Annotated in this window: 18 protein-coding genes; 11 read left to right on the forward strand and 7 right to left on the reverse strand. The window is 69.3% G+C overall.

The genetic code is table 11. The annotated features are described in order from the left end of the window. Positions 1–80: 80 nt before the first annotated feature. Positions 81–1,427 carry an FxsC protein gene (fsxC, locus tag OG395_RS39375; RefSeq protein ID WP_266987346.1) on the forward strand — a complete coding sequence of 449 codons (1,347 nt, stop codon included), beginning with the start codon at positions 81–83 and terminating at the stop codon, positions 1,425–1,427. Beyond that, positions 1,424–5,359 (forward strand): FxSxx-COOH system tetratricopeptide repeat protein, encoded by a 3,936-nt coding sequence (gene fxsT, locus OG395_RS39380; RefSeq protein ID WP_327247183.1) that lies wholly within the window; start codon positions 1,424–1,426, stop codon positions 5,357–5,359. Before fsxC ends, fxsT begins: the two co-directional genes overlap by 4 nt. 36 nt (positions 5,360–5,395) lie before the next feature. On the opposite strand, the gene OG395_RS39385 is transcribed toward fxsT, so the two are convergent. Then, positions 5,396–6,289, reverse strand: a complete 894-nt coding sequence (locus OG395_RS39385) for an alpha/beta fold hydrolase (RefSeq protein WP_327247184.1) — start codon at positions 6,287–6,289, stop codon at positions 5,396–5,398. Between the two features lie 352 nt (positions 6,290–6,641). Here OG395_RS39385 and OG395_RS39390 point away from each other — a divergent pair, with 352 nt between their 5' ends. Continuing rightward, entirely contained in the window at positions 6,642–7,727 is a 1,086-nt protein-coding gene (locus OG395_RS39390) for a S1 family peptidase (RefSeq protein WP_327247185.1), read from the forward strand. 116 nt (positions 7,728–7,843) lie between these two features. Here OG395_RS39390 and OG395_RS39395 read toward each other — a convergent pair whose 3' ends face one another. Next, positions 7,844–9,868 carry an N-6 DNA methylase gene (locus OG395_RS39395; RefSeq protein WP_327247186.1) on the reverse strand — a complete coding sequence of 675 codons (2,025 nt, stop codon included), beginning with the start codon at positions 9,866–9,868 and terminating at the stop codon, positions 7,844–7,846. Positions 9,869–10,033: 165 nt separating this feature from the next. Here OG395_RS39395 and OG395_RS39400 point away from each other — a divergent pair, with 165 nt between their 5' ends. After that, positions 10,034–10,441 (forward strand): protein kinase domain-containing protein, encoded by a 408-nt coding sequence (locus OG395_RS39400; RefSeq protein WP_327247187.1) that lies wholly within the window; start codon positions 10,034–10,036, stop codon positions 10,439–10,441. After that, the gene (locus OG395_RS39405; RefSeq protein WP_327247188.1) at positions 10,438–10,599 is read left to right on the forward strand and encodes a hypothetical protein; all 162 of its coding nucleotides are present in this window, start codon (positions 10,438–10,440) and stop codon (positions 10,597–10,599) included. Before OG395_RS39400 ends, OG395_RS39405 begins: the two co-directional genes overlap by 4 nt. Positions 10,600–10,637: 38 nt before the next feature. Here the strand turns inward: OG395_RS39405 and OG395_RS39410 are convergent, their stop codons facing one another. Both OG395_RS39410 and OG395_RS39415 read right to left on the reverse strand, forming a co-directional pair. Next, positions 10,638–10,844, reverse strand: coding sequence for a DUF397 domain-containing protein (locus OG395_RS39410; protein WP_327247189.1), 207 nt, complete (start codon positions 10,842–10,844; stop codon positions 10,638–10,640). Further along, positions 10,841–11,686: a helix-turn-helix domain-containing protein gene (locus tag OG395_RS39415; RefSeq protein WP_327247190.1), complete on the reverse strand. Its 846-nt coding sequence runs from the start codon at positions 11,684–11,686 to the stop codon at positions 10,841–10,843. The genes OG395_RS39410 and OG395_RS39415 overlap by 4 nt, the downstream gene beginning before the upstream one ends. 207 nt (positions 11,687–11,893) lie before the next feature. On the opposite strand from OG395_RS39415, the gene OG395_RS39420 reads away from it, so the two are divergent. After that, positions 11,894–12,370, forward strand: coding sequence for an ATP-binding protein (locus OG395_RS39420; RefSeq protein ID WP_327247191.1), 477 nt, complete (start codon positions 11,894–11,896; stop codon positions 12,368–12,370). Between the two features lie 93 nt (positions 12,371–12,463). On the opposite strand, the gene OG395_RS39425 is transcribed toward OG395_RS39420, so the two are convergent. Continuing rightward, complete coding sequence (locus OG395_RS39425) at positions 12,464–12,976, reverse strand: hypothetical protein (protein ID WP_327247192.1); 513 nt, start codon at positions 12,974–12,976, stop codon at positions 12,464–12,466. Between the two features lie 349 nt (positions 12,977–13,325). On the opposite strand from OG395_RS39425, the gene OG395_RS39430 reads away from it, so the two are divergent. After that, a complete protein-coding gene (locus tag OG395_RS39430) occupies positions 13,326–14,486 on the forward strand; it encodes an alkaline phosphatase PhoX (protein WP_327247193.1) in 1,161 nt (386 codons plus the stop codon). A gap of 89 nt (positions 14,487–14,575) precedes the next feature. On the opposite strand, the gene OG395_RS39435 is transcribed toward OG395_RS39430, so the two are convergent. Beyond that, positions 14,576–15,454, reverse strand: a complete 879-nt coding sequence (locus OG395_RS39435) for a septum formation family protein (protein WP_327247194.1) — start codon at positions 15,452–15,454, stop codon at positions 14,576–14,578. Between the two features lie 418 nt (positions 15,455–15,872). Between OG395_RS39435 and OG395_RS39440 the strand changes: the two genes are divergently transcribed. Further along, the gene (locus OG395_RS39440) at positions 15,873–19,421 is read left to right on the forward strand and encodes a HelD family protein (protein WP_327247195.1); all 3,549 of its coding nucleotides are present in this window, start codon (positions 15,873–15,875) and stop codon (positions 19,419–19,421) included. Positions 19,422–19,443: 22 nt separating this feature from the next. Here OG395_RS39440 and OG395_RS39445 read toward each other — a convergent pair whose 3' ends face one another. After that, complete coding sequence (locus tag OG395_RS39445; RefSeq protein ID WP_327247196.1) at positions 19,444–19,692, reverse strand: hypothetical protein; 249 nt, start codon at positions 19,690–19,692, stop codon at positions 19,444–19,446. 774 nt (positions 19,693–20,466) lie between these two features. Between OG395_RS39445 and OG395_RS39450 the strand changes: the two genes are divergently transcribed. The 3 genes from OG395_RS39450 (at position 20,467) to OG395_RS39460 (ending at position 26,325) form a co-directional block, all read left to right on the forward strand. Next, positions 20,467–23,922 carry a DNA polymerase III subunit alpha gene (locus OG395_RS39450; protein WP_327247197.1) on the forward strand — a complete coding sequence of 1,152 codons (3,456 nt, stop codon included), beginning with the start codon at positions 20,467–20,469 and terminating at the stop codon, positions 23,920–23,922. After that, positions 23,919–24,935 (forward strand): DNA polymerase Y family protein, encoded by a 1,017-nt coding sequence (locus OG395_RS39455; RefSeq protein WP_327247198.1) that lies wholly within the window; start codon positions 23,919–23,921, stop codon positions 24,933–24,935. Before OG395_RS39450 ends, OG395_RS39455 begins: the two co-directional genes overlap by 4 nt. 496 nt (positions 24,936–25,431) lie before the next feature. After that, on the forward strand, positions 25,432–26,325 hold the full coding sequence (locus OG395_RS39460; protein WP_327247199.1) for an esterase/lipase family protein: 894 nt from the start codon (positions 25,432–25,434) through the stop codon (positions 26,323–26,325). The last annotated feature ends 73 nt before the right edge of the window (positions 26,326–26,398 follow it).

Below are 26,398 nucleotides of genomic sequence, written 5' to 3' on the forward strand. Positions count from 1 at the left end.
GAATGACCGAACGCCATGGGGGTGGAGCAAGGTCCGCTCCGGAATGATGAATTCGCTCGCATTCTTCCCACACTCCTCGGATGCGAGTGCTCACACAGGACGGGGGTCGTGTGCACGCATCAACGCAACCGCGAGCGGCGGACCATCGGCCGTACTTCTTCTTGAGCTATGCGCATACACCGGGGTACGGCGGTGGAACGGACCCGGATATGTGGGTCGAGCGGCTGTTTCAGGATCTCTGCGGCCATGTAATGGCCATGACCGACCTCCCGGCGGGTGCCTCCGCCGGGTTCATGGACCGGGAGATACGGTCCGGCGAGGGGTGGTCGGAACGGCTCGGCAGCGTGCTGGCCACCTGCCGGGTGTTCGTTCCGCTCTTCTCGCCGCGCTACTTCGCCAGCGAGATGTGCGGAAAGGAGTGGCACGCTTTCGAACAGCGCGCCATCGCCCACCGCGCCCGCAGCAATCAGCCAGCCGAAGCGATCGTGCCCGCGCTCTGGGTGCCGGTTCCACCGAACCAGCTGCCCGGGCCGGCGGAGCGGCTGCAGTTCAATCACCGTGATTTCGGGGACCGTTACGTCAGCGACGGGCTCTACGGACTGATCAAACTCAGGCTCTTCGCCCAGGAGTACGAACGGGCCGTCTACGAACTCGCCAAACGCATCGTCAGCGTCGCGGCCACCGCCCGGATCGAAGTGGGCCGCCCCGTCGACTACCGACTGGCCCCCAGCGCCTTCGGCTCGCAGAGCAGCGGTGCCGGTGCGCCTCGCCCGATGAAGGTGACCATCGCGGCTCCCACCCGGCACGACCTGCCCGAGGGACGCAACGCCGACTACTACGGCGACAATCCGCATGACTGGAACCCCTACCACCCGGCCTCCGCACGGCCCCTGGCCTATGTCGCCGAGGACCTGGTGCGCTCCCTCAACTACCAGGCCACCGTCACCTCCTTCGACGAGGAGTCCGGCCACGCGGAGAGCAAGGGGCCACCGAACAGGCCGGAAATCCTGGTCGTCGACCGCTGGGCGCTGATGGACGAGGACCGACGCCGCAGACTCGCGGCCTTCGACGCCGAGAACCGCCCGTGGGTGACCATGGTGGTGCCCTGGAACCGCGAGGACCCCCAGAGCCGAGCCGCCGAGGCGGAACTGACCGAGAAGCTCGAACAGACCATGCCGTCCAAGATCCGACAGGGGCGCGCGTATTGCCGCGCCGCGGCAAGGGGAGTGCCCAGCATGGATGCCTTCGGACAGGTGCTGCCCCAGGTGGTGGAGGCGGCGGCCCAGCAGTATCTGCGCCACGCGGCGGTCTATCCGCCGGCGACGGGCGGCGGTCACACTGAACGAACGCGACTGATGGGGCCCATGGGCAACACACAGTTCATACCGGACATGCACGACCCTGCGACGGATGCGGAGGACGTATGACGGCCGGGCGTGACGGACGCATCGTCACTTTCTACTCGTACAAAGGCGGTACCGGGCGCACGATGGCCCTGGCCAACACCGCCTGGATCCTGGCTGCCAACGGCAAACGGGTACTGGCCGTCGACTGGGACCTGGAGGCGCCCGGACTCCACCGGTTCTTCCACCCCTTCCTCGACCCGTCGACACTCGGCGCCACCACCGGCGTCATCGACCTGATCACCGAGTACGCCTGGGCCGCGACCAGCCCGGTGCAGCGTGCCGACGACTGGCACCGCGACTACGCCCGCATCCAGCCGCACGCCGTCTCCCTCGCCCCGGAGGCGCTCGGCTGGGAGTTCCCGCAGGGGGGCACCCTCGACTTCGTTTCCGCCGGGCGCCAGAACCGCGAATACTCCGCGACCGTCTCCACCTTCGACTGGGACAACTTCTACGACCGGCTCGGCGGCGGGCACTTCTTCGACGCCCTGCGCGACGACATGAAGGCCAACTACGACTACGTCCTCATCGACAGCCGGACCGGTCTCAGCGACATCGCCGACATCTGCACTGTCCACCTTCCCGACCTGCTCGTCGACTGCTTCACCCTCAGCGACCAGTCCATCGACGGCGCGGCATCCGTCGCCCGGCAGATCTCCGAGCGCTACACCGGCCGGCCCATCTCGATCTTCCCCGTCCCGATGCGCATCGACGAGGGCGAGAAGGAGAAGGCCGACGCGGGCCGCGCCCTGGCCCGGCTGAAGTTCGACCGGCTGCCCCGGGACCTGTCCAGTGACGAACTCACCGCCTACTGGGGAGCGGTGGAGATTCCGTACCGCCCCTACTACGCGTACGAGGAGACGCTGGCCACCTTCGGCGACGAGGCAGGTCTGACCAACTCGCTGCTCTCCGCCTTCGAGCGGCTCACGGCCGTCATCACCGACCGGCAGATCACCTCGATGCCCCCCGTGGGGGAAGAGGTGCGGCTGCGCATCCGCGACGCCTTCACCCGGCGCAGGCCCGCGCTGCCCGCCGATCTCTACCTCAACTATGTGGCGGAGAACCGGATGTGGGCCGACTGGATCGAATCGGTCCTCACCCGGGCGGGATTCCGCGTCGTCCCGCGCGATGTCTCCGCCGAGCCCGGCATCCCCGATCCGCTCCAGGGAGAGCCCGAGACCGCCGCCCGTACCGTCGTCCTGCTCTCCAGCGCGTACCTCAAGTCGCAGCGCGGGGTGAACCTCTGGGACCGGGCCGTCGCGGAGGATCCCGGCGGCGGCCGACGCCATCTGCTGCCGCTCCGGGTCGGTGACGTACGGCTGTCCGCGCCCTACATCGACCGCAACCCCGTCGACCTCTTCCGGCTCGACGAGGTGCACGCCAGCGGCGCCCTGCTGCGCGCCCTGGACCGTCCCGTACAGCTCACCGACGGTGTATCGCCCGGACCGCGCTTCCCCGGCACCGTCCCCAGGATCTGGAACGCGCCGCCGCGCAACCCCGGTTTCACCGGCCGCTCCATGGTCCTGGAACGGATGCGCGACCAGCTCGGCGGTGGCATGGCCGTCGTGCTGCCGCAACCGCAGACCCTCTACGGACTCGGCGGTGTCGGCAAGACCCAGGTCGCTCTTGAGTACGTGCACCGGTTCATGGCCGACTACGACCTGGTCTGGTGGATATCGTCCGAGCAGACCGACGACGTGGTGGCCAGCCTTGCCGAACTTGCCGTCCGGCTCGGTGCCCAGGGCGGCGACGACATGGCCGCCGCCTCCCAGGAGGCCGTGGATCTGCTGCGGCGCGGTGTGCCGTCGGACCGCTGGCTGCTGGTCTTCGACAACGCCGACGACCCTGAACGGCTCAGGCGTTACTTCCCGCAGGGCGGCTCCGGCCACATCCTGGTCACCTCCCGGAACCAGGCATGGTCCCAGCACGGCGACGCGCTGCCCGTCGACGTCTTCCTGCGGGAGGAGTCCATTGAACACCTCCAGCGCCGGGCCCCGGGGCTGAGCGACGAGGACGCCGCGCAGGTGGCCACCGCCGTCGGTGACCTGCCGCTCGCCGTCGAACAGGCCGCGGCCTGGATCGCGGAGACCGCCACCCCGATCGACACCTATCTGGAGCAGCTGGCCCAACAGGCCCCCGAGGTCCTGGCGCTGAACCAGCCCGCCGGCTATCCGGAACCAGTCGCCGCGACCTGGAACATCTCCATCGAACGACTCAAGGAGCGCTCGCCCGCTGCGGTGCGGCTCCTGCAGCTCTGTGCCTTCTTCGCCCCCGAGCCGATCTCGGGGAACCTCCTGTACAGCAAGGAGATGATCGAGGCGCTGAAGCCGTACGACGCCTCGCTCCAGGAGAAGTTGGTGCTCGGCCGGGTCATCCGGGAGATCGGCCGGTTCGCCCTGGCCAAGGTCGACCAGGTCTCCAACTCCATTCAGGTGCACCGTCTTGTCCAGGCCGTGATCCGGGCGCAGCTCAGTGAGGAGGAGCAGCAGGACGCCCGGCATGTCGTGCACCGCATTCTGGCCGGTGCCCGGCCCGACGACGACGAGCCGATCGACAACCCGTCGACCTGGCCGCAGTTCGCCATCATCTGGCCGCACCTCGGCCCGTCCGACGCGCGCAACTGCAAGGAGCCCGAGGCGCGCAGGCTCATGATCGACCGAGTCCGCTATCTGTGGAAGCGCGGTGACTTCAGGACCGCCACCACCGTCTGCGAGGAACTGCGTGCCATCTGGAAGGAGACGCTGGGGGAGCGTGACATCCAGTACCTCTACCTCTGCTTCCACCTTTCCAACATCTACCGTTCGCGCGGCCGTTACGTGGAGGCGAGGGAGCTCGACGAGATCACCCTCAGTCGGCAGCGGGAGATGCTGGGCCCGGAGCACCCGCACACGTACATGAGCACGAGCAGCCTCGCGACGGACCTCGGCACGCTGGGGGAGTACAGCAGGGCGATCGAGCTGGCGACCGAGGCCACCGAGGGGTTCAGCCAGATCTTCCACGACTCGCACCCGAGGGCGCTGGCGGCGGCCAACAACTTGGCGTTCATCCTGCGGTCCGTCGGGCAGTACGCCAAGGCCCGGGAGATCGACCAGGACGTGTTCGACCGGCGCGTCGAGGTGCTCGGCGCGGAGCATCCGTACAGCCTGTCCTCCGCCATGAACCTGGCCCGCGATCTGCGTGACGTCGGACGGTACGAGGACTCCGTTTCCATCCTCAGCCGCACCTACGACAGTTTCAAGGCCACACTCGGCCGGGCCTTCCCCGGCACGCTCAGCGCGGCAAAGAGCCTCGCGGTGTCGCTGCGCAGGGCGGGCAGACTGGAGGATGCCCGCAGGCTCACGGTGGCCACCCGCGCCAGGTACCGGGCCAAGTACACCTCCGCCAACCCCGAGTCACTGGCCTGTGACCTCAATCTGGCGGCCGACCTGTACGCGGCGGGCGAGGCGACCGAGGCCAGGAACACCGCGCAGGAGGTCGTCGAGCAGTACATGAAGGTGCCGGGGGAGAAGCACCCGTACACCCTGGCCGCCCTGAACAACCTCGGCATCTACCAATCGGGTGTCGGCGCGTGGGACGAGGCGGAGCAGATCCTGACCCGGGTTCTCGCGTCGATGCGGGAGGTGTACGGGCCTGAGCACCCCAACACCCTGTTCTGCCTCATGAACCTGGCCAATGCGACGGCCGAAAGAGGCGATCTCGAACTGGTGCTGGAGTCCGAACGGAAGCTGGCCGGACAGCTCAGGCACGTCCTCGGGGCGCACCACCCCGAAACCGTGGCCATGACGGCGAACATGTCGATCACTCTCGACGCGCTGGGTCGCAAGGACGAGGCGCTGCGGATCAGGACCGAGACGGTCGAGGAGCTGTCCCGGCAGCTCGGTGACGATCACCCGATGACTCGGATCGCCCGGGAGGAGCGCAGGTTCGAGCGCGAGCTGGAACCGGTGGCGGTGTGAGCCGGCCGGGCCCGCCCACGGCGGGCCCGGCCTGGGTCAGCCCTTCGAGGGGGAGGCGGTGGCCTCCTCCTCCAACAGCCAGTTGAGGACGACAGGGAGCACGGACAGCGCATCGAAGTGCGCCGCCGCCGGCTCCAGCACCGCGGTGGCGCCCGGGATCTGGCCGGCCAGCCAGCGGGAGTGCCCGACCGGTGAGAAGACGTCCTTCTCGCCGTGCCACAGCATCACGGAGCCGGTGATGTCCGCCGGGTCGAAGCCCCATGGGGTGCAGAGCGCGATCGCGTCGTCGATCCATCCGTACGCCGAAGTGCGCAACCCCTCACTGTAGTTGCGCAGCAGCATGGAACGGATGCCGACGTCGTTGACGATGACCCGGTCGGAGTCGGTCAGCTCCCGGCGGAGATCGTCGAGGAGCTTGACCGGATCCTGTCTGATCACTGCCGACCGGGAGATGAAGGACTCCGCGAGCCCGTCCGGGTCGGCCGCCGCCGTGGTGTACGCCAGCACATTGGATGCGGCCATCCCGTCGAACCAGTCCAGTCCGTCCGCGCCCCAGGGAGCGAGCCCGACCAGAGCGGCGGTACGGGTGACCCGGTCCGGCATCAGTGCGGCGCAGGCCAGGGCATGCGGGGCGCCGCCGGAACGGCCCACCACGGCGAACCGTTCCAGTCCGAGCGAGTCCGCGATGGCCCGCACATCCTCCACGACGTCCGCCACGCAGCGGCCCGCCAGCCGGTCGGAGCCGCCGTAGCCCGGTCGGTCATAGGCGATGAGCTGTGTCTTGCGCTGGTACAGCACCATGCCGCGCGGTGCCGGACCGAGCCGGCTCCCGGGCATTCCGTGGAGCAGGAAGACCGGTCTCCCCCGCGGGTCGCCCAGACGCTCCACCATCAGATGCCGCCCGTCCTTTGCGAGCACCCGACTGCGCACTCCGCGCCTCCTCCACTCCGTGCGGGCACAGAGTGCCCGACTTTTCCACCGATTCGATGATGACCCATCAAAGTCCTTGGGGGGAATGACAATTGAGGTAAATCAACGGCGAATACCGGACAGGCCCAGTCCTCACCCACTGCCGACCGGCCGGTCGCACGGTGTGTTCGCAAACGGAACCGACATGGTGCGGCTCCAGGTAGGTGAACGGGGCGGGGGAGAAACGGTGCGGTCGTGTGTGCGTCCTGAAACCGACCTTGTGTGCGATCTGCCCAGTCGGAATAGTGGACGGCTCCATCCTCCGTACCCAGGCACCCCACTTGCCTGTGCACGGCCCCACAGGAGGTCGACGTTGAAGCATCGACACATATCCAGGAAGCGTGCGGTGATGGCCGGTTCGGCTGTTGTCGCCCTGGTCGCAGCGGGAATCACATTCCAGAATGCGAACGCCAGTGACGAGGTACCGCAGTTCACCGTACGGACGCTGACGGCGAACGCGGCCGGAAAGCTCGCCACCGCCCTCGGTGACGACCTGGGCGGCGACGCGGCCGGCGCGTACTACGACGCCGGCGCGAAGAACCTGGTCGTGAACGTGGTCGACGAGAGCGCCGCAGAACGGGTGCGGCAGGCGGGCGGCAGGGCCAGACTCGTACGGAACACGTCGGCCGAACTGAAGGCGGCCCGGCAGACCCTCACCGCGAAGGCCACGATCCCCGGCACCTCCTGGTCGGTCGACCCGGTCAGCAACAAGGTGATCGTCACCGCCGACCGTACGGTCGAGGGCGAGGCCTGGGACAGGCTCGGGGCGGTCGTCGACGGGCTGGGCGGCAGGGCCGAACTCAAGAAGTCCGCAGGGGAGTTCAAGCCGCTCATCGCGGGAGGCGACGCGATCTGGGGCGACGGCGGGCGTTGCTCGCTCGGCTTCAACGTGGTCAAGGACGGCGAGCCGTACTTCCTGACCGCCGGTCACTGCACCGAGGCGATCAGCAGCTGGTCCGACTCGCAGGGCGGCGCGGAGATCGGCACGAACGCGGGCTCCGACTTCCCGGGCAACGACTTCGGCCTGGTGAAGTACACCTCCGGCACGGACCACCCGAGCGAGGTGGACCTCTACAACGGCTCCACCCAGCCGATCACCGAGGCGGGGGAGGCGACCGTCGGCATGACGGTGACCCGCAGCGGTTCCACCACCCAGGTGCACGACGGCGAGGTCACCGGCCTCGATGCCACGGTGAACTACGGCAACGGCGACATTGTGAGCGGGCTCATCCAGACGACGGTCTGCGCCGAGCCGGGCGACAGCGGCGGATCGCTCTTCGCGGGCGACACGGCGATCGGTCTGACCTCCGGCGGCAGCGGCGACTGCTCATCGGGCGGCGAGACTTTCTTCCAGCCGGTGCCGGAGGCGCTGGCGGCATTCGGGGCGGAGATCGGCTGACCGGGCGGGTCTCCGGGGCGCGCTGACGCCCGTTCGTCGGCCGGGCCCGGAAGCGGGCCCGGCCGACGAACGGGTCCGGGCATGAGCTGGAGGGGAGGCTTCTGATTGCGAGGCCGTCAGTCGTGCGTCCGTCCTGGCATCGGCGATCGGCCGAGGGCAGTTGCGAGACCGCCGGCAGCGAGCCGGTCGCCCACGTCGGCCACCAGTCCCTTGCCCAGGCTTTCCGCCCTCGCCAGCAGCGCCTCGAAGGCAGCGAGCCGGCGGAAGGCGTCTGCGTACATGGCCTGCTCCTCCGCAGGGAGTTGGAGCACCTGGAGCCGCCTGATGTCGACACGGGACGAGCTGGAGGCGTGGGTGCCCGCTTGTCGGCCGTTGGCCGGTGCGCGCAGACAGCCGGCGAGGAAGTCGGCGTCCAGCATCTCGGGGGTGACGCGCAGGGCGTACAGCTGAGGCCCCAGTGCGATCGGCGGTCCTTGATGCACCCATGCCCTGAACGCGCGGACGACCCCCGCGACCACCACGTCGCCCTCTTCTGCCACGGCCTGGGCGGCGCCCGGAGCCAGCAGTCCGCCGGGGGTGCCGTCCATCAGCAGGTCGGCAACGGTGAGCAGCGGAACACCGGCTTCTTGCGGCCGCGCCGTGGTGTCCGAAGGTTGCTGCCCCGCAAGCAAGGTGAGCGCGCCTGCCTTGACGAGATCTCCCACCGTGGCAGTCGTCCGCGGCTCCGCCGCCATGAGGCCGATCTTCGACAGGTACTTCGTCAGATCGCCGAGTTCATTCAGGGACCCGGCCAGCTCGTCCCACGAAGCAGCGAGTTCGACCCCGGACGGTTCACTGCCGGATGCCGTGTAACGGCCCGGGGTGAGATCCACCTCGTCGTCCAGCAGGTCCAGCAGGGAGACCCGTACGGCGCCTTCGGGCAGTTCGCCCCCGGGCCTGTCGAGTTCCGAGACGGCGGAGCGGACGAACCTGGTCAGTGCATCCCAGTCGGGCCCCTGCTCGCGTGTACCCGGCTTCCCCAGCCGTGTCGCGTCGACCAGGAGTGCGTCCTGAGCGCTCGGGCCGGCGTGGGGACCCTCCGGAGCTGCGCGGAGTAGCCACAGCTGAAGGGAGACGCTGTGCGGCTGCGCGCACCCCGGCGGCAGTGCCACGACAGCTCTCAGCAATCCGGTGCGCAACAGGGACCCCCGGATACGGCGACCCGCCTTGCGGGAGGCGACGGCCGGAGGCAGGACGATGACCGCGGTGCCGCCAGGTCTGAGGTGGGTCAGCAGGTGCTGCACCCAGGCCAGCTCCGGCTCGGTGCGCGGCGGCAGGCCATGCGTCCAGCGTTGGTCGGTGGCCAGTTCCTCGTAGCCCCAGTCGCGCTCGTTGAACGGCGGGTTGCACAGCGCGATGTCCGCCCGCAGGCCGGTGAACGGGTCGTCACGCAGAGCGTCGACGGTTGCGATCTCGGTGCGGACGTCCCGGCCCTCGGTCGCGAATTCGAGGCGCGCGGACGCGAGGGCGGCCAGGGCCGGATCCCGTTCGCACCCCAGCAGAGCCAGGCCCGGACCGTCGTATTCCTGAGCGGCGGCTGCCGCCAGATGCCCCGTGCCGCACGCCGGATCGAAGACTGTGAGTCCTCCATCGCCTTCGCCGATCCGGCTGTCGAGCGCGATCCGGGCCATCAGCGTGGCCAGTTGGGTCGGCGTGGTGCTGAGCTGTCGCACATGGGTGTCCAGCCACCGTTGCAGCAAGAACTCGAACGTCTGGCGTGGCCCTTCGTTGCGCCCCAGACGCGCAGCATCGCCGACCAGGCTCTTCGCTTCGGCCGAGAGTTCCGGTGCCGCGGAACGGGCCCGGGGCGAGCGCATCCGGCGGGCCGCCTCGGCGATGGTGAGCCCCGACTCGTCCCTGCTGCCGAGTGCCTCGAACCGCGGCCAGAGGAACTCGCGGGCGCCGGCGTCGGTCAGCTTCCCGTTGCTGCGCAGCCACTGCTCGACCTCGGACAGTGAGAACTGCGGGCTGACGTCCGTACCCCCGATGCGTGAGGGAAACGAGTCGTGGCGGCGGCGCCAGTTGCTCACCGCCGCGCGTCCCACCCCGGCGATCCGGGCGATCTCGGCCAGGCTGACCGGTACAGCGTTGGTTGTACTCATCGAAGATCTCCGGGGTCCTTGGCGGGCTGGGCGGGTCGGCATCCCGGCGGTGGCCGCAGTACTGGCAGGCTACTACGCACATTGACTTTGTTCACAGGCTCGACTTGCGGGATCGCTGTGTGAATCGTGTGGAGGGCGGGAGATACGCAGACGTTCGCACCGGGAATGGTGCCGCGTGACCGGTACCGGCTCGAGTCCGTGCTCGGGCGGGGTGTGATGGGGCAGGTGTGGCGGGGGCGCGACCTCTATCTGGAGCGGCCCGTGGCGGTGAAGACCATTGCGTCGGAACTGCTGGCCGTTCCCCGGAGCCGGGACGAGGCGCTCGCCCGCTTCAAGCGGGAGGCTCAGGCCGCCGCCTGCCTCGACCATTCCAACATCACCACCGTGCACGACGCGTCGATCACTGACGACATCTGCTGTCTGGTGATGCAGCTGGTCGACGGAACGACCCTGGAGTACCTCTTCGACCAGCGGGAGGACGAACGGTTCGACGTGCCCACGGCTGCGGCCGTCGCCGCCCAGCTGTGCGCCGGGCTGTCGGCCGCCCACGTCCGCCGGTCTCGTCCATCGTGACCTCAAGACGCAGCGGCGGGCTTCTTGTGCAGGCCGAGGTGGACGTCGTCGGCGTCCGTCTGGTGGTTCAGCTGGCGCAGCCGGTCGATGCTCTCGGTCCGGGCGAGCAGGCCGATGGTGTAGCGGTCGGTGAAGGCGCCGAGGGCGCCCTCTTCTGAGCCTTCCGCATGACGACGGGCTCGGATGCTCGTTCGCGTTATCCCCGCGCGTGCGACACGAACGCCGCCCACTCGCCACGGCCGACCCGCAGAACCGGCCCGCCAACCGCGACCTTCGAGTCCCGTACGCAGACCGTGCCGTGGCTGGCAGCCACCTCCACGCAGTCGCCGCCGCCCGATCCGCTGTAGCTGCTCTTGAACCAGTGCAGCTCGTCCACGTTCCCGGTTACCTGTTCCACGCTCATGTCTCTCCCACCAGCTGTTCGATGAGCCGCGCAGACTCCTGGGCGTTCAGGGCCTGCGATCGCAGCTTGCCATACCGCAACGCGAAGCCGCTGACGGCTGCCGGATCACTGACGATGCACCCGATCTCCTGGGACTCGATGTATCCCAGCCGCCGGAGATCCTTCGTCTCCACCAGGACGAACGGCCCGTCGAGACCGGAATGGAAGCCGACTCCGGTAGGCATCACCTGCACCTCCACATTGCGCAAGGTGCCCACCTCCAAGAGGCGTTTCCACTGCCCCCGCATCACCTCAACACCGCCCACCGGGTTGCGCAACGCCTCCTCCCCGACGATGAACGACAGCTCCGCCAGCGGAACCCGCGTCAGCAGCTTCTGGCGGCTCAGTCGCCCCTCCGTGTGCTGGTCGACGATTTCCCCGCTGAACGGCGGACAGTGGCCGGCGAACACCACCCGCGCGTACGCCTCCGTCTGCAACAGGCCCGGCACGAGCAGCGGGTCGTACGAGAAGCGGCTCAGTACCTCCGCCTCGACGAGTGCGAAGTTGCGGAAGAACCGGGGAAGCTTCGCCCGGTCCACCTCACCCTGGAGTACTTCCAGGACGCCGCCCGCCGCCAGCACCCGCTCCGCGGCGACCGTGAACGCCTCCTTCGCGGGCCGCCGGCCCTGCTCGACCGAGGCAACCTGCTCCAACGAGTAGCCGATGGCCGCCCCCAGCGCCTGCTGGCTCAACTCGGCTCGCCTGCGTAGATGCTGGAGGAGCGTTCCGTACGCCACCCACACCCCTGGCAGTTCGCTGTCATCCTTCGTCTTCGTCACCCGGCCGCTCCGCGTATCCCGCATTGCCCTCACGCCCTTCCGGTCACCCCACTGCGACTGGGCATGGTTCAACAGGAAGACGCATTCCCGGGACACGGCCCCGGACCCGTACAACGCCCGTACAAGCCCCGTACAACCAAGGTCGGCACCCGCACTCCACCCCGTACGACCATTACCGCGTACGGCCATCACACCTGGTCAGCGCCACATCCACCCGCCCACGATGGCAGGGTGAAGCGCCAGGTAATCACCCCCGAACCCCGCCCGTCCGCCACGGAGTTCAGCCTCCGCCTCAGCAGCACCGGACGAGGCGCCCGGCTGGCCCGCACGCTCGCCGTGCAGCAGCTGACCGAGTGGTGCGGCATCCCGTACGACTCCGACTCGGCCCGGACCGTCGCCCTGATCACGGCCGAGCTGGCCTCCAACGCGATCACCCACGGCCACCTACCCGGCCGTGACTTCAGGCTGACCCTCCTGCTCCTGCCTCAGGCGGTCCGCATCGAGGTAACAGACACCCGCCCGGACCGCCTCCCGCCCCAGCCGCCACCCGGTCCCGTCCCCACCGGCGCCGGCTCGGGCCGCGGTCTCCTCCTGATCGACGCCTACGCGAACCGCTGGGGCTGCACAGTCCGCGACGCCTGCACCAAGACGGTCTGGGCGGAAGTGAAGCTCTCGCAGAGCTACGGGGACGGAGGCGGGCGCCGGTAGCCCTCTACAGGGCCCGTCACTCCTACGTCCAAATCCTCAACGCCCGGCCACGGCTCCCCGCCCGGCGCCGGGCCACTCACAGAGCGGTCCGGATCAGGAGGCCTTCGACTCCAGGTGGTAGGTCGTGTCGACCCAGAAGCCGTTCGTGGCCCTGGCCTTGATCTCCAGTACGTACTGTCCGGGAATCAACGACGCGATGCCGCCCCAGATGCCCCACGCGTAGCGCTGGGTCAGCCCCGTCCTGAACGATGCGGAGAACTCCTGCAGCGGCAACGGAATGCCGTTCAGCGATGCCGTGGCCTCTGCCACCGTCATGGACTGAGGGATTCTCGAGTACGACCTGGGGTGCTGCATATTGAGCACCGGGAAGAAGACCGGCCGGTCCGAGGGGATCGCGCAGCGCCGCACCACGCGACCGCCGTAGGTGCCGGCCAGGAACCAGAGGTCGTCCGGCTGCTTCCACGCGGCGTGCTCGCCTGTTGTGTCCTTGACCGGGCTGAGGTCGTCAGGGGCGGACATGGCCCACTTCCACCACCGGCCCGCGAGCGCCCCGCCCTCCTCGTCGCTCAGCTTCCACGTACTGCCGACCGATTCCGCACCACTCATGACGTCCCTCCCGCGTGCAGCCCCTGGCTCGGGGCTCGTTTCGAACAAGCGGACAGTACCCGGGGCGGATGAAGGGCTCGGCGCCGACCTCTGCGACTGGTTGCTTCGGCCCGCCGGGACGGATCTTCCGGAACTGCTCGGCATGGGCGCCGAGTTCGCGCAGGTCATCGACGGTCGGTTCACGGCCGTTCTTGGGATATGACTTCATCGGTACGGGTGGCATGCGCTCATCATCTCGGGATGTCTTGGTGTTCACACCCTGTCAATTCGTCACTCCTACCTTCCGGAAGCGTGCGACCCCGCCGCCGACCGGTGGCGGGCAAGTCACCACCTCCCCCTGGAGTGACACGTGGAACGTCGCAATTTCCTTCGTGGAGCGGTTATCGGCGGTTCGGTCGCGGCCTTCGGCGGAACCCTGATGCACGGCGCCGCCTACGCGGCCCCGGCTCAGCCCGGTTCCGGACCGTACGGGGCACTGGGCGGCGCGGACACCAACGGCATACAGCTGCCTGCCGGGTTCACCAGCAGGGTCATCGCCCGGTCCGGCCAGAAGGTCGGCTCCACCAACTACACCTGGCACAACGCCCCCGACGGCGGCGCCTGCTTCGCCGACGGCACCGGCTGGATCTACGTCTCCAACTCGGAGATCAACCCCTCCGGTGGCGCGAGCGCGGTCAAGTTCTCCTCGACCGGCGCGACCATCGGCGCGTACCGGATCCTCTCCAGCACCCGGCAGAACTGCGCGGGTGGCGCCACCCCGTGGAACACCTGGCTCTCCTGCGAGGAGGTCAGCCTCGGGTACGTGTACGAGACCGACCCGTGGGGCGTGAACGCGGCCGTCCGCCGGGACGCGATGGGCAAGTTCAAGCACGAGGCGGCTGCGGCCGACCCGGTCCGCAAGGTGATCTACCTGACCGAGGACGAGACCAACGGCTGCTTCTACCGTTTCATCCCGACGGCCTGGGGCAACCTGTCCGCCGGCACGCTCCAGGTGCTGAAGGCCGGCACCGCCACCTCCGGCTCGTTCACCTGGGCGACCGTGCCGGACCCGGACGGTGCCCCGACCGTGACCCGTGACCAGGTCTCCGGTGCCAAGCGATTCAACGGCGGCGAGGGCTGCCACTACTCGAACGACACCGTCTGGTTCACCACCAAGGGCGACAACCGCGTCTGGCAGGTCAACCTGGCCACGAACACCTATGAACTCGCCTACGACGACTCGCTGGTGGTGGGCGGCGGTGCCCCGCTGACCGGTGTCGACAATGTCACCGGCTCCTCCTCCGGTGACCTGTTCGTCGCCGAGGACGGCGGCAACATGGAGATCTGCATCATCACGCCCGACGACGTGGTGGCTCCCTTCCTGCGGATCACCGGCCAGTCCGCCTCCGAGATCACCGGACCGGCCTTCTCGCCCGACGGCAAGCGGCTGTACTTCTCCAGCCAGCGCGGTACGACCGGCAGCTCGTCCGCCGGTATCACGTACGAGGTGACCGGTCCCTTCCGGGCGTAGGCACCTCCGGCTGGGCGCTGCCACTCAACAGGGCGGCGCCCAGTCCGCCCTCCGGCAGGGGCCCGGCCGGTCGACGTGATCCGGCGAGGTCAGCCGGCCCAGACCTCGGCTTCGTCGGCCGGGACGGTGGTGGCGAGCTTCAGCTCCTTGCGGGCGGCGACCGTCTTGCCCGGGTTGATACCGGCGAAGGCCTGGTCGTAGGCGAGGTAGAAGGCGTCCGTGTCACCGGCCGAGGCGGCCTTTTCCCACGCACCGGCGGTCTCCTCCAGCCGTGCACGGAGCTTGGCGGTCTCCGGCTGCTGAATGCTCTTCAGAGCCTCGAGGTGGGTGTTGAGCGCGGCGGTAACGGCTTTGGCCTGCTTCTTGTAGCCGGCGAAGTCGTCCTCGACCCGCTCTGCTTCGGGCTGGTTCGTCCCGAGGGCCTCGTAGACGGCGCTCGAACCCTTCAGGTACGCGAGCTGGTCGGCGTTCAGGGGCTTACTCTTCAACGAACCGGAGAATGTGCCCGCTGCCTTGGTGTACGTGCAGCTCACGGCCCGATCGCCCGTCGCCCAGCTCTCCTTGGTGGGGGAGTAGTAGTAGACGTCGACGCCCTTGGGCAGGGCCCAGGTGTCGGGGGTGAACTTCTGCGCCTCGGCCGGGCATCGTTCGTCGGCGATCTGCGCGGTTCGGTCCGCACCGGGGTACGCCGACTGCCCGTCGATCTTGAACTCGCCGATGACTTGGCCCTCGTGCGGTTCCTCGCACGGCACGACCTCGACGCTGAATTCCTCGCTCTCGGGCGCCCCGCTGTTCGAGTTGTAGCAGTCGCCGGTCGCGAGCGAGAAGACCGATCGCTGGCGAACCACTTTCTTGGCGCCGGCCTTTGCGCTGTCGAGGGTTTCGGAGCACCCCACCGCTCCGACCGAGATCAGGGCTACGACAGCGGATATACCGCGCAGGGAACGGGACGTGACACCGAGAGACATGACGTAGGCATCCTCAAGCGGAACGGTTGCGAACAGGTGTGCGCATCGTATGGCATGTCAGTGACAGCGCCGTGTGCAGGCACCTGGGTGCACCGGCGGTGGTTGTGCAGGTGATATCCGGACGCGTTGTCGTCCGGCACTCAAGGGTGGCCGAGAAGTGCCGGATAAGTTTGTGAACTCAGTCAATGACTGACATGCTTGAGGTGGTGGCAGCCTCAGAAGGGTGCCGTGTTCGCGACTGTCGCCGTGCAGAAGGCCGGCCCATGCGTGACCTGATCCGCGTTCGACAGGGGGCGGGAGTCCGGCTCGGGGCAAGGCTCCGACTCGCCGTGACGAAACGGGTCCTGATGGCCATTCGGCGTGGCGTACGTACACCCGGTGCGGCGTTCCGCCGGACGGAGCCAGGGAGGGGCAGCAGATGAACACCATCGCTCGTAACCAGGTCATTGCAGAGGAGCAGAAGGCCGTCGACCGGGCGTACGACTGCTATACCGCGCGCCTCGCAGAGATGACCGGGACGTCGGCCGCCCAGGCCGCGGCCAGCGGCAAGGACGGTATCGCCAACCGGCTCGACGTCGTGAAGAAGGCCGAGGCGTACGGGGGACTGGGCGAGGAGTCCCTGGTGATCGCCCGTGTCGACGCGCCGGAAGATCCGGGCGAGGAGCCCCGCCCCTGGTACGTGGGCCGCCGTGCCGTATCCGATGTCCGGACCCGCGACACCGTCGTTGTGCTGTGGACCAGCCCGCTGGCCACGAAGTGGTTCGAGGCGCAGCCGCACACGCCGGGCGACGTCGTTCTGCGGCGGCAACTACGCTGTGCACAGCAGGTCGTTGAGGACTACTTCGACGACATCACCTCGGCGACTCCCGTGCCCGTCGCCCCTGTGCTGGAAGCCGTCCCGGAACCGCGGCCCGCCGCGGACGACGCGATCACGGCGGAGCCCGCCACCGCCGACGAGGCCGAGGCGGAAGCACCGCCCCGAGCCGCGAAGCAGCCGGAATCCAGCGAGCGCGGAAGACGTACATCGGCCCACACGCCCGCCGACGTGGCCCGGTTCCAGCGCCGCAAGCCCCTCCAGCCGGACGACTTCCTGCTCCGCGAGCTCCAGCGTTCGCGCAGCGGCCGCATGCGGGACATCGTCGAGACCATCCGCCGTGACCAGATGGACCTGGTCACGGGTTCGCCCTCCGACATCCTCGTCGTGCAGGGCGGCCCGGGCACGGGCAAGTCCGCCGTCGGTCTGCACCGCGTGACCTGGCTCGTCAACAACGACCACTTCAAGGCGCAGGACATCCTTGTCATCGGCCCGCACCAGCGGTTCCTCGACTACGTCGGCCAGGTCCTGCCCACCCTCGGCACCCGCGATGTCAACGCCGTCCAGCTCTCACGCCTGTGGGACGGCGAGATCCTCGGCACCGACACTCCGCGGGCACGGCTGGTGAAGTCCGACGAGCGCATGGCGGCCGTCCTGCGGCGCCGCGTCGAGCACGAGTGCCGCCCCGAGGCCCTCGACGGCCACCTCACCCCACCCTCCTTCGAGGACGACGAACCGGCGTTCACCGTCACCGCCGGCAGCACGACCCTGCGCGTCCCGCGCTCGGAGGTCCGCGCCCTTCTCGATGAGGCGCGCGACGGTGACGGCTCCTACCGCGAGCGCCGCGACCGCTTCCGCAGTCTGCTCGTCGACCGGCTCCTGCGGGAACTCGTCGCCCTCGCCCCGCGTCGCGGCGCGGACGGCACGATCCGCCGCAGCCTGGAACGCAACCGCCGAGTGGAGCGCCTCCTCGAGCGTGTCTGGCCCTCGCCGGGCGCCCGGGAGGCCCTGCGCAGCCTCTACGACTCGCCCGACCTCCTGCGGGCCTGCGCCGACGGCATCCTCGACGAGGAGGAGCAGGCCGCCCTGCACCGTCCCCGGGCCGACAAGGCCGAGGACGACCCCTGGACCCTGGACGACCGCGTCTGCCTGGAGGAACTCCGTTACCTCATCACGGGCGAGACGACGCGGCGCTACGGTCACATCGTCGTCGACGAGGCCCAGGACCTCACCCCCATGCAGGCCCGCGCCCTGCGCCGTCGCGTCGCGAGGGGCGGCTCGATGACCGTCCTCGGCGACCTCGCCCAGGCCACCGGCCCTTATCCGTACGCCGGGTGGGACCGCTTGGGGGCGCTGCTGTCCGACCACGGCGACTGGCGCGTCGCAGAGCTGACCACCAGCTACCGCGTACCCGCCGAGATCATGGAGTTCGTCGCGCCCCTGGCCCGTGCGGTCGCCCCCTCGCTGCGTTACCCGCGAGCCGTGCGCGAGGCCGGCGCGGACGCCGTACGGACGATCGCGACCGAGCCGTGGAAGCTGCTCGGCGACACCGTCGCCCAGGCCGTTCGCCTCGTCGGCACCAGCGACGGGCGCACGCTGCGATCCGTGGCCGTCATCGTTCCCGACGACTCCGGCTGGCTCGACGAGATCGGCCGCCACCTGGACGAGGCCGACGGCATCACCGAACAGGAACGCGAGGCGGTCTCCGTCCTGGCCGCCGCCCAGGCCAAGGGCATGGAGTACGACCACGTCCTCGTCGTCGAGCCCACCACCATCGCCGATCGCGGCCCGTCCGGCCTGCGCCAGCTCTACATCGCGCTGACCCGCAGCACCCAGAGCCTGACCGTCCTGCACACCGCGCCGCTTCCCAAGGCTCTGACGGACACCGACGGCACCACGGAGCAGACGCTCGCCGGCACCGACGCCGACTCCGGCATCGACGCCGACGCCGACTCCGGCATCGCACCGGTGACGGAGGGAGACATCCCGGAGATCGGCACCGACATCCGGGTCCGGGTGATCGGCCACACCACCGGTGGCAACTACAAGGTCGAGGCAGTCTCACCGGCCACGGACCGCCCGCTGCTCATGGCCGTGCGCCACGGCTCCACTCCCCCCGCCGCCGGGGTGGAGCTGGACGCCTGGGTGCTCCGCCACGCCTCCAGCGTCAGCTTCGTCACGGTCGACGAGCGCGGCCGCCGGTCCATCTCGCCGACCATGGCCACGCGGTACGCGGACGCGCTCGGCGTCGTCGAGGAACTGGCCGGCGGGAACGTCCCGGACGACGTCCGCGCCCGACTCTCGGAGCTCAAGGGCATGGCCAACCGCTGCCTGCGTCTGGACCAGCACGACTGGCTGGACGTCTGGCGCGTACTTGGCTCCCCGGACAGGACCCGCCTGAACCTGCTGCGGGATCTGGCGGCCAACGCCAATCGTGCGTCGGCCTCCGGCACACCGGACCTGGACCGGTTCCGGGCCGAGCTGGAGCGCAGCGGCTGGGCCGAAGACCTGGCCGAGGCGCGGCGGACCATCGAGCGACGCATTGGCGCCGCAGCCGACCCGGCGACGGAGAACGAGCAGGACCGCGCGGAGTCCGCGCACCGGTCCGAGGCACCCGCGCCGTCCGCACAACTCGGGGCACACGAGGTACCCGGGCAGTCCGAGCCGAAGGAAGCCGAACCCATGACCACCACCGCAGCCGACCCCGCCACACCGGAAGAGGCGGATCCGAGCGCGAGCTTCCGCCACCTGCTGGAGACCTCGGTCGCGGCGGACCGTACCTGCAAGACCCATGAGGCGGTGCGCTTCGAACTGATGGCGGCCCTCCTGCGAGCGGACCGGCAGCCGAAGTCCGACTCCCCGGTGGCCGACGTCTGCTGCGTGACTGGGGACGGTCACGTGCTCTACGAAGTACTCGGCGCCGGCCTCTCCACGTACGCCGACCTCCGTTCAGGAGTGGCCCGCCTCCACGAGGTCAACCACACCCTGCCTACGCCTGCCGACCGTCTCTGCCTCGTCCTGGCCGGGCCCCCGACCGAGGAATGGTCGGCCGCCACCGTCCACGGCGTCTTCGGTGTCCACGTCCTGTGGCGCACCCCGCAGGGCTGGGCCGGCCGGGACGTTGAAACCGCCCTGGGTACCGTCCAGGCGTGACCTGCCCCGCCGCAGTGGTGGCCTACGGTCGGCTCCAGGGTGCGCTCCCGGCGGCTGTCAGTTCCGACCGTAGTGGGGCGACGAGGTCCTGGAGCTCGCGGGTCCACAGCAGCGCGTCGTCGCCCGACCATGCGTACGGTGCGCGGCGGGCCAACTTGAAGAAGCCGCTGGAAGGCCGGCCGGTGTCCTTCAACACGACGAGGGCGGACAGCAGGGGCGACGATCCGTCCGGGCTCTCCCGGACAGAGGCATCGTCCAACAGGTAGGGCATGGGGCCCTCGTGGGCGGGACGTGATAGCCGAGCTGGGCCAATTCGGCGCTCAGTTCACCGTACTGAAGAGGAGCGGCCCCTCTACGCGCGCGGGCGCGCAGGATTCTCGATCACGGCGACCGACGCGTGCTCGTACTCAAGGGTGTCCTTCTGCATGTGCCCCTCCCGGACCGTTGGCCTGTGCACGCCGCGAGCGTATGCCCCGTGCCCTCGGGAGGACAGGGCTGCGCTCGAACTGCCATCGTTCTTTTGTGAACTGAGTACATGGATCACATGCTGGACGGGTCCACGCTGTTGCTGTCCGACAAGGCGAGGGTGCCTCCAGGGGAGTCCCGCTCGGCGCCTGTGCGATGACGCCTACCGGGCTGCAGGTTCCTGGGGTGGGGCCGCGAAGGCGCCCGATCGAGCGCGCCATCCAGGTCCCCGCACCCGGCGGCAGTGCGGGGCCGATCGCCCGGGGCGTCCCCTGTCTGCGCAGGCGGGGCCGGGCCGAATGGCTGACCGCTCGCCCGCCGGATGACCCGTGCCTGGCGCGCATCGCTGCGCAGCAAGCTGGGGGTTTCCTTCCGGTCCCTTGCGTGCGGAGAGTTTCTTCGTGGTGACGGTGAGTCCCGACGGGGTCATGGTGAGCCGCTGTGTGGAATGCCACGAAATAGATCGCGCGTTCGAATCACGCCATCGATCGAGGCTGGTGAGGGTTAGAGTAATCGAACGAGCGTACGATGAATGTATCGGGCGAAAGGCTTAAATGGGGTGATGTGATGGAGGTGCGGCATGGCGGGTTACGCCCATCTGCACGTCGCGTCCGGATACTCCGCCCGCTACGGTGCCGCCCATCCCGAACACCTTGTCCGGCGAGCGGCTGAGCGCGGCACGACAGCGCTCGCGCTCACCGACCGGGACACGGTCACCGGTGCCGTACGGTTCGCGAAGGCCTGCGCCGGAGCCGGGATCCGGCCGGTCTTCGGCATCGATCTGGCCGTGGAGGCCATCGCACCCCCTCCTCCGGTGCAGCGCCGTCGCACCCCGGCGCGCGGTGGCGCCCATGTCGTCGAGCCGCCCCTGCGGGTGGTGCTGCTCGCGCAGAACCGGATGGGATGGGCACGGCTGTGCCGCATCACGTCGGCCGCGCACGCGGGCACGGCAGGCGGCGCGGCCCCGGTGGTGGTGCCGTGGGAAGCGCTGCGTGAGTACGGCGGTCCTGGTCTGATCGTGCTGCTCGGACCGCTCTCGGAGCCGGTACGGGCACTGGCGGCAGGCCGGGAGGACGTCGCGGCGAAGCTGCTGGCGCCGTGGCGGGAGATCTTCGGCAGCGGTGTACGGCTGGAGGCTGTCCTGCACAGGCGGTCCGGTACGGGCCCGGGATCACTGCGGCTGGCCGCCCGCACCCTGACGCTGGCCGACCGTACCGGTATCACCGTCGTGCTCTCCAACGCCGTCCGCTATGCCGACCCGGACCAGCACCGGCTCGCCGACGTCCTTGATGCCGCGCGGCTGCTGCGCCCCATCGACCGGCGCCGTCTGGACAGCGGGCAGCGCTGGCTCAAGGACGAAGGAGCGATGGCGCGCATCGCGCAGTTGATCGCCGAGTGCGCCGGAGCGGACGCCCGGCGGGCAGCCCGTTTGCTGGCGGACACCGCCGCCACGGCGGCCGAGTGCTCCGTCGATCCCAGGGCAGACCTCGGGCTGGGCACACCGCACTTCCCGGAACCGGCAGTGCTCGGCGTCGAGCCGGGAACGGGCGGCGCGGCACAGTTTCTGCGTCGGCAGTGCGAGGCCGGCCTGGTCCGGCGTGGCCTGGACCGTGACCGGGCGGCGCTCGACCGGCTGGACGAAGAGCTCGGCGTGATCACCAAGTTGGCCTACGACTCGTATTTTCTCGCTGTAGGTCAGGTAGTGACTGACATCCGGGCAAAGGGCATCCGGGTGGCGGCCCGGGGCTCGGGCGCGGGGTCGATGGTCTGCCACGCGCTGGGCATCGCCACGGCCAACCCGCTCGACCATCGCCTGCTGTTCGAACGCTTCCTGAGCGTGCGCCGGGGCTCGCTGCCCGACATCGACATCGACGTGGAGTCCGCCAGACGGCTGGAGTGCTACGACGCGATCTTCGACCGGTTCGGCAAGGAACGGGTGGCGGTCACCGCGATGCCCGAGACCTACCGAGCCCGCCGGGCCCTGCGGGACACCGGCCTCGCTCTCGGAATCGCGCCTGCGGACGTCGACCGGATCGCCAAGAGCTTCCCGCACCTGCGGGCCTCCGACATCACCGGCGCACTCGCCGAGCTGCCCGAACTGCGTCAACTGGCGGCCGAAGCGAAGCGGTACGGGCCGCTGTGGGAGCTCGCCGAAGGCCTCGACTCCCTGATTCACGGAATGGCCATGCACCCCTGCGGAGTGATTATCAGCGACGCGACGCTCCTGGACCGGCTGCCCGTGCAGCCCACCCCCCAGGGCAACTATCCGATGGCGATGGCGGCCAAGGAGGAGATCGAGGCGCTGGGCAACATCAAGCTGGACGTTCTGGGGGTGCGGATGCAGTCCGCGATGGCCCACGCCGTCGCCGACATCGAACGGGCGACCGGCGACCGTATCGATCTGGACGATCCACGGCAGGTGCCGCTCGACGACGTCTTCGCGTTCAAACTCATTCAGGAGAGCCAGACCCTCGGTCTGTTCCAGCTGGAGTCGCCCGGTCAGCAAGATCTTCTGTCCCGGCTGCAGCCGCGCAATCCGCAGGACGTCATCGCCGACATCAGCCTCTTCCGTCCCGGGCCGGTCGCGGGCGGCATGCCCGAGCGGTACATCGCCGCACGCCATGGCGGCGCGCCGTCCTACGCCCACCCGGACCTCGGGCCGGTGCTCGCCGACACCTATGGCGTGACCATCTGGCACGAGCAGATCATCGAGACGTTGTCGATGCTGACCGGCTGCGACCGCGCGCTGGCCGAGATCGCCCGGCGGGCTCTCGGCGACAAGAACCGGCTGCCCCAGATCAAAGACTGGTTCCACCGTCAGGCACATACCCGTGGTTACAGCGAGGCAGTCCGGGACGAGGTCTGGAAGACCGTCGAGGCCTTCGGTGCCTACGGCTTCTGCCGGGCCCACGCGGTCGCCTTCGCCGTACCGGCCCTGCAGAGCGCCTGGCTCAAGGCGCACTATCCCGCGTTCCTGCTGGCCGGACTCCTCGAACACGACCCCGGTATGTGGCCCAAGCGCGTCCTCGTCTCCGACGCCCGTCGCCGCGGCGTGCCGGTTCTGCCCGTCGATATCAACCGCTCCAAGGTGAAGCACACCGTGGAGAAGTCCGACGGGGAGCAGTGGGGCGTGCGGCTCGCACTGTCCGCGGTGCACGGCATCAGTAAGGAGGAGTGCGCGCGGATCGAGGAGGGCCAGCCGTACGGATCGCTGTCGGACTTCTGGCAGCGGGCCCGGCCCAGCCGACCGGTCGCCGAACGCCTCGCGGAAATCGGCGCCTTGAACTCTCTCCACGACGGCCGCCTCACGCGACGCGATCTGCTGCTGCAGATCGCCGAACTTCACCGGCAGTCCCGCAACCAGTCTGCGGGCAAGGGCCAGTTGCCCCTCGATGCGGGTGCAATCGGCGGAGCGGAGCCGAGCGGCCTTCCGGAAATGACCGGACGCGAAGCCCTGAGCGCCGAGCTGAGCACGCTCGGCATCGACGTCACCAAGCACCTGATGGAGCACCACCACCGACTGCTGCGGGAGATCGGCGCAACGGACGCGGCGCATCTGGCCGGGATGCGTCCGGGGCAGCAGGTCCTCGTCGCCGGCGTTCGGGCCTCGACCCAGACCCCGCCGATCGCCAGCGGAAAGCGGATCATCTTCGTCACTCTGGAGGACGGTTCCGGCCTGGTCGACCTGGCATTCTTCGAGGACTCCCACCCGGCCTGCGCGCATACCGTCTTCCACAGCGGCCTGCTCCTGGTGCGCGGCACGGTACAGGTGCGTGGCACCCGTCGCACCGTCGTCGGCACCATGGCCTGGGACCTGGACCGGATCGCCGCGGCCCGTCGTGACAACGGCCCCGAGGCCGCTCTCGCCCTCCTTGGGGTCGATCGCCCGCACCCGACCCCCGCTCAGCCGCAGCGCACCCTGGCCAACGGCACCACCGGTGCCCGCCTGCATCCGTATGCCGACCTGCAGCCCGCCGGCAGCCGTTCGGCGGACCTCAAGAAGTTCGGTTACACCAGTCCGGGGAGTGCAGGATGACCACGCGCCAGCGGCATATCGCCCACCTCTACCTGCATGCCGCACTGACCGAGGATCGGTACGCCGATGTAATCGAACTGATGTCTGGTGTTACGCCCCACGTCCAGGCCGTCCCCCCCAACGCCGTTCAAATTGACCTGACTTCGGCGCTCCGGTATTTCGACCTGTCCCCCTACGACATGGTCCAGCTGGCGAAGATCAGACTGAAGGCCCTCTACGGCATCGACAGCAGCGCCGGGCTCGCGGGTAACCGCATGCTGGCGGCCATGGCGGCCGACGCGTCCGCGCCGGGAGACACCACCTGGGTCCCTGCCGAGCGGGCCGCCGAATGGCTGTACCCCCGCCCGGTCACCGCACTGCCCGGTATCGGCCGCACCACGGCGTCAACGCTCAGCAGATATGGCCTGCACACCATCGGCCAGGTCGTCGACATACCTCCGGCGACCCTGCAGCGCCTCCTCGGCGCCGGCCAGGCACGGCTGCTGGCCGAGCGCGCCCGCGGCCACGACCCCCGCCCGGTCAGCCCTTCGGAACCGGCAGCGCACCTGGTCGCCGATCTCGTGCTGGAGCGGGACTGCCTCGATCCGGCACAGCATCACCGAGCCGTCCTGGGGCTCGCCGACCAAATCGGTCAGCGCCTGCGCGGTGAAAGCCAGGTCACCGGCCGCCTCACGCTCACGGTGCGGTACGCCGACCGCAGCTCCACCACGCGCATGCGTACGCTGCCGGAACCCACCAGCCACTCACCCGCCCTCGCCGCAACTGCACTGGGTCTGCTGACCGCCCTCGGGCTGCAGCGAGCACGAGTCCGTGCCTTCGCGATCCGCGCCGACGATCTGCTGCCGGCCGGCGACGCTTACCGCCAGCTCTCCCTGGATCCCGGCGACACCCGCGCCCGCGCCGCCGAAGCCGCCGCGGACCGGGCCCGTCGCCGCTTCGGTCCAGGAGCGGTATGCCCCGCCGCTCTGGCCAAGGATCAGCGCCATCAGGACCGGTCCCTGGCGACGAGTTGATCTCGTGGCACAGCTATCGGTGTGGTGAGGATCTTGGTTCGGTCATGGGGCATGGCTCCCAGAGACGCGCGAACTCCGGCCTCTTGAGCAGGAGTTCGTCGACGAACGGGCGAGGTCGGGGCGGGCGAGGTCGGGATCTCCTCCAACCCGGTGCGGGAGGGGGGTGTTCGACTGTGCACTATTCCCCCTCCGGCAGTAGTCCTCGGCCCTCGACAGCCTCTTGCGTCTGAATCTCCTCTTGGCCGTGCACGGCAATGGAGAACGACCGATCCGCTGACTGGCGTACCGTCATACGGGTCTGGGCGTACGTAGAATGATGCTGTGTCAGTTTTTACTGACGCGTAACTTCCCCCGCTACCTTACTCGCGCGTAATTTGGCATGAGCGCGTAGAGCGCGGTACCGAACATCGGTACGGAACGTCGGTACAGAACTTGTGGTCCGGGCCGCAGGGCGCATTGACATCGCAACTCCCTTGAGCCGCAAGGAGACCACACGATGCTGCCCTGGACACGTGCGCCGCGCACCCCACGTGCGCGGAGAACCCTCGCCGCACTGCTCCTCGCCGTCGCAGCGTTCGCCGCCCCCACGGCGACCGCCACCGCAGCCACCCCCGCCGCCGCCACGGCCCCCTCCCGGGGCTGGAACGACTACTCCTGCAAACCCTCCGCAGCCCACCCCCGCCCCGTCGTCCTGGTCCACGGAACCTTCGGGAACTCGATCGACAACTGGCTCGTCCTCGCTCCGTACCTGGTCAACCGGGGCTACTGCGTCTACTCGCTCGACTACGGCCAGCTCCCTGGCGTCCCGTTCTTCAACGGCCTCGGTCCGATCGACAAATCGGCCGGCCAGCTCGCCACCTTCGTCGACCAGGTGCTCGCCGCCACCGGAGCGCCCAAGGCCGATATCGTCGGTCACTCCCAGGGCGGCATGATGCCCAACTACTACCTGAAGTTCCTCGGTGGCGCCGCGAAGGTGAATGCCATGATCGGGCTCGCCCCCGACAATCACGGCACCACCCTCCTCGGGCTGACGAAACTGCTGCCGTACTTCCCCGGCGCCGAGGACCTGCTGAACGCCGGCACGCCCGGCCTCGCGGGCCAGGTCGCCGGATCCCCGTTCATCACCAAGCTCAACGCGGGCGGCGACACCGTACCCGGCGTGCGCTACACGGTCGTCGCGACCAAGTACGACGAGGTCGTGACCCCGTACCGCACGCAGTTCCTGGACGGGCCGAACGTACGCAATGTCCTGCTCCAGGACCTGTGTCCGGTCGACCTGTCCGAGCATGTGGCGATCGGGACCGTGGACCGGATCGCGTACCACGAGGTGGCGAACGCCCTGGACCCGGCGCACGCCACCCCGACCACCTGCGCCTCGGTCATCGGCTGAGATCCTTCGTTCGGATCATGCCGAACCCCCACGAGCCCGTCATGATCCGAACGAGGGGCCCTGGGACGACCGG

Origin of the sequence: Streptomyces sp. NBC_01320 (assembly GCF_035974375.1) — a bacterium.
Lineage (GTDB): Bacteria > Actinomycetota > Actinomycetes > Streptomycetales > Streptomycetaceae > Streptomyces > Streptomyces yanii.

Bases quoted from the DNA above. Each gene is read 5' to 3' on its own strand.
- fsxC (WP_266987346.1), top strand. From the start codon at position 81: ATGCGAGTGCTCACACAGGACGGGGGTCGTGTGCACGCATCAACGCAA.
- fxsT (WP_327247183.1), top strand. From the start codon at position 1,424: ATGACGGCCGGGCGTGACGGACGCATCGTCACTTTCTACTCGTACAAA.
- OG395_RS39395 (WP_327247186.1), bottom strand. From the start codon at position 9,868: ATGAGTACAACCAACGCTGTACCGGTCAGCCTGGCCGAGATCGCCCGG.
- OG395_RS39400 (WP_327247187.1), top strand. From the start codon at position 10,034: ATGGTGCCGCGTGACCGGTACCGGCTCGAGTCCGTGCTCGGGCGGGGT.
- OG395_RS39410 (WP_327247189.1), bottom strand. From the start codon at position 10,844: ATGAGCGTGGAACAGGTAACCGGGAACGTGGACGAGCTGCACTGGTTC.
- OG395_RS39415 (WP_327247190.1), bottom strand. From the start codon at position 11,686: ATGCGGGATACGCGGAGCGGCCGGGTGACGAAGACGAAGGATGACAGC.
- OG395_RS39425 (WP_327247192.1), bottom strand. From the start codon at position 12,976: ATGAGTGGTGCGGAATCGGTCGGCAGTACGTGGAAGCTGAGCGACGAG.
- OG395_RS39435 (WP_327247194.1), bottom strand. From the start codon at position 15,454: ATGTCTCTCGGTGTCACGTCCCGTTCCCTGCGCGGTATATCCGCTGTC.
- OG395_RS39440 (WP_327247195.1), top strand. From the start codon at position 15,873: ATGAACACCATCGCTCGTAACCAGGTCATTGCAGAGGAGCAGAAGGCC.
- OG395_RS39445 (WP_327247196.1), bottom strand. From the start codon at position 19,692: ATGCCCTACCTGTTGGACGATGCCTCTGTCCGGGAGAGCCCGGACGGA.
- OG395_RS39450 (WP_327247197.1), top strand. From the start codon at position 20,467: ATGGCGGGTTACGCCCATCTGCACGTCGCGTCCGGATACTCCGCCCGC.
- OG395_RS39455 (WP_327247198.1), top strand. From the start codon at position 23,919: ATGACCACGCGCCAGCGGCATATCGCCCACCTCTACCTGCATGCCGCA.
- OG395_RS39460 (WP_327247199.1), top strand. From the start codon at position 25,432: ATGCTGCCCTGGACACGTGCGCCGCGCACCCCACGTGCGCGGAGAACC.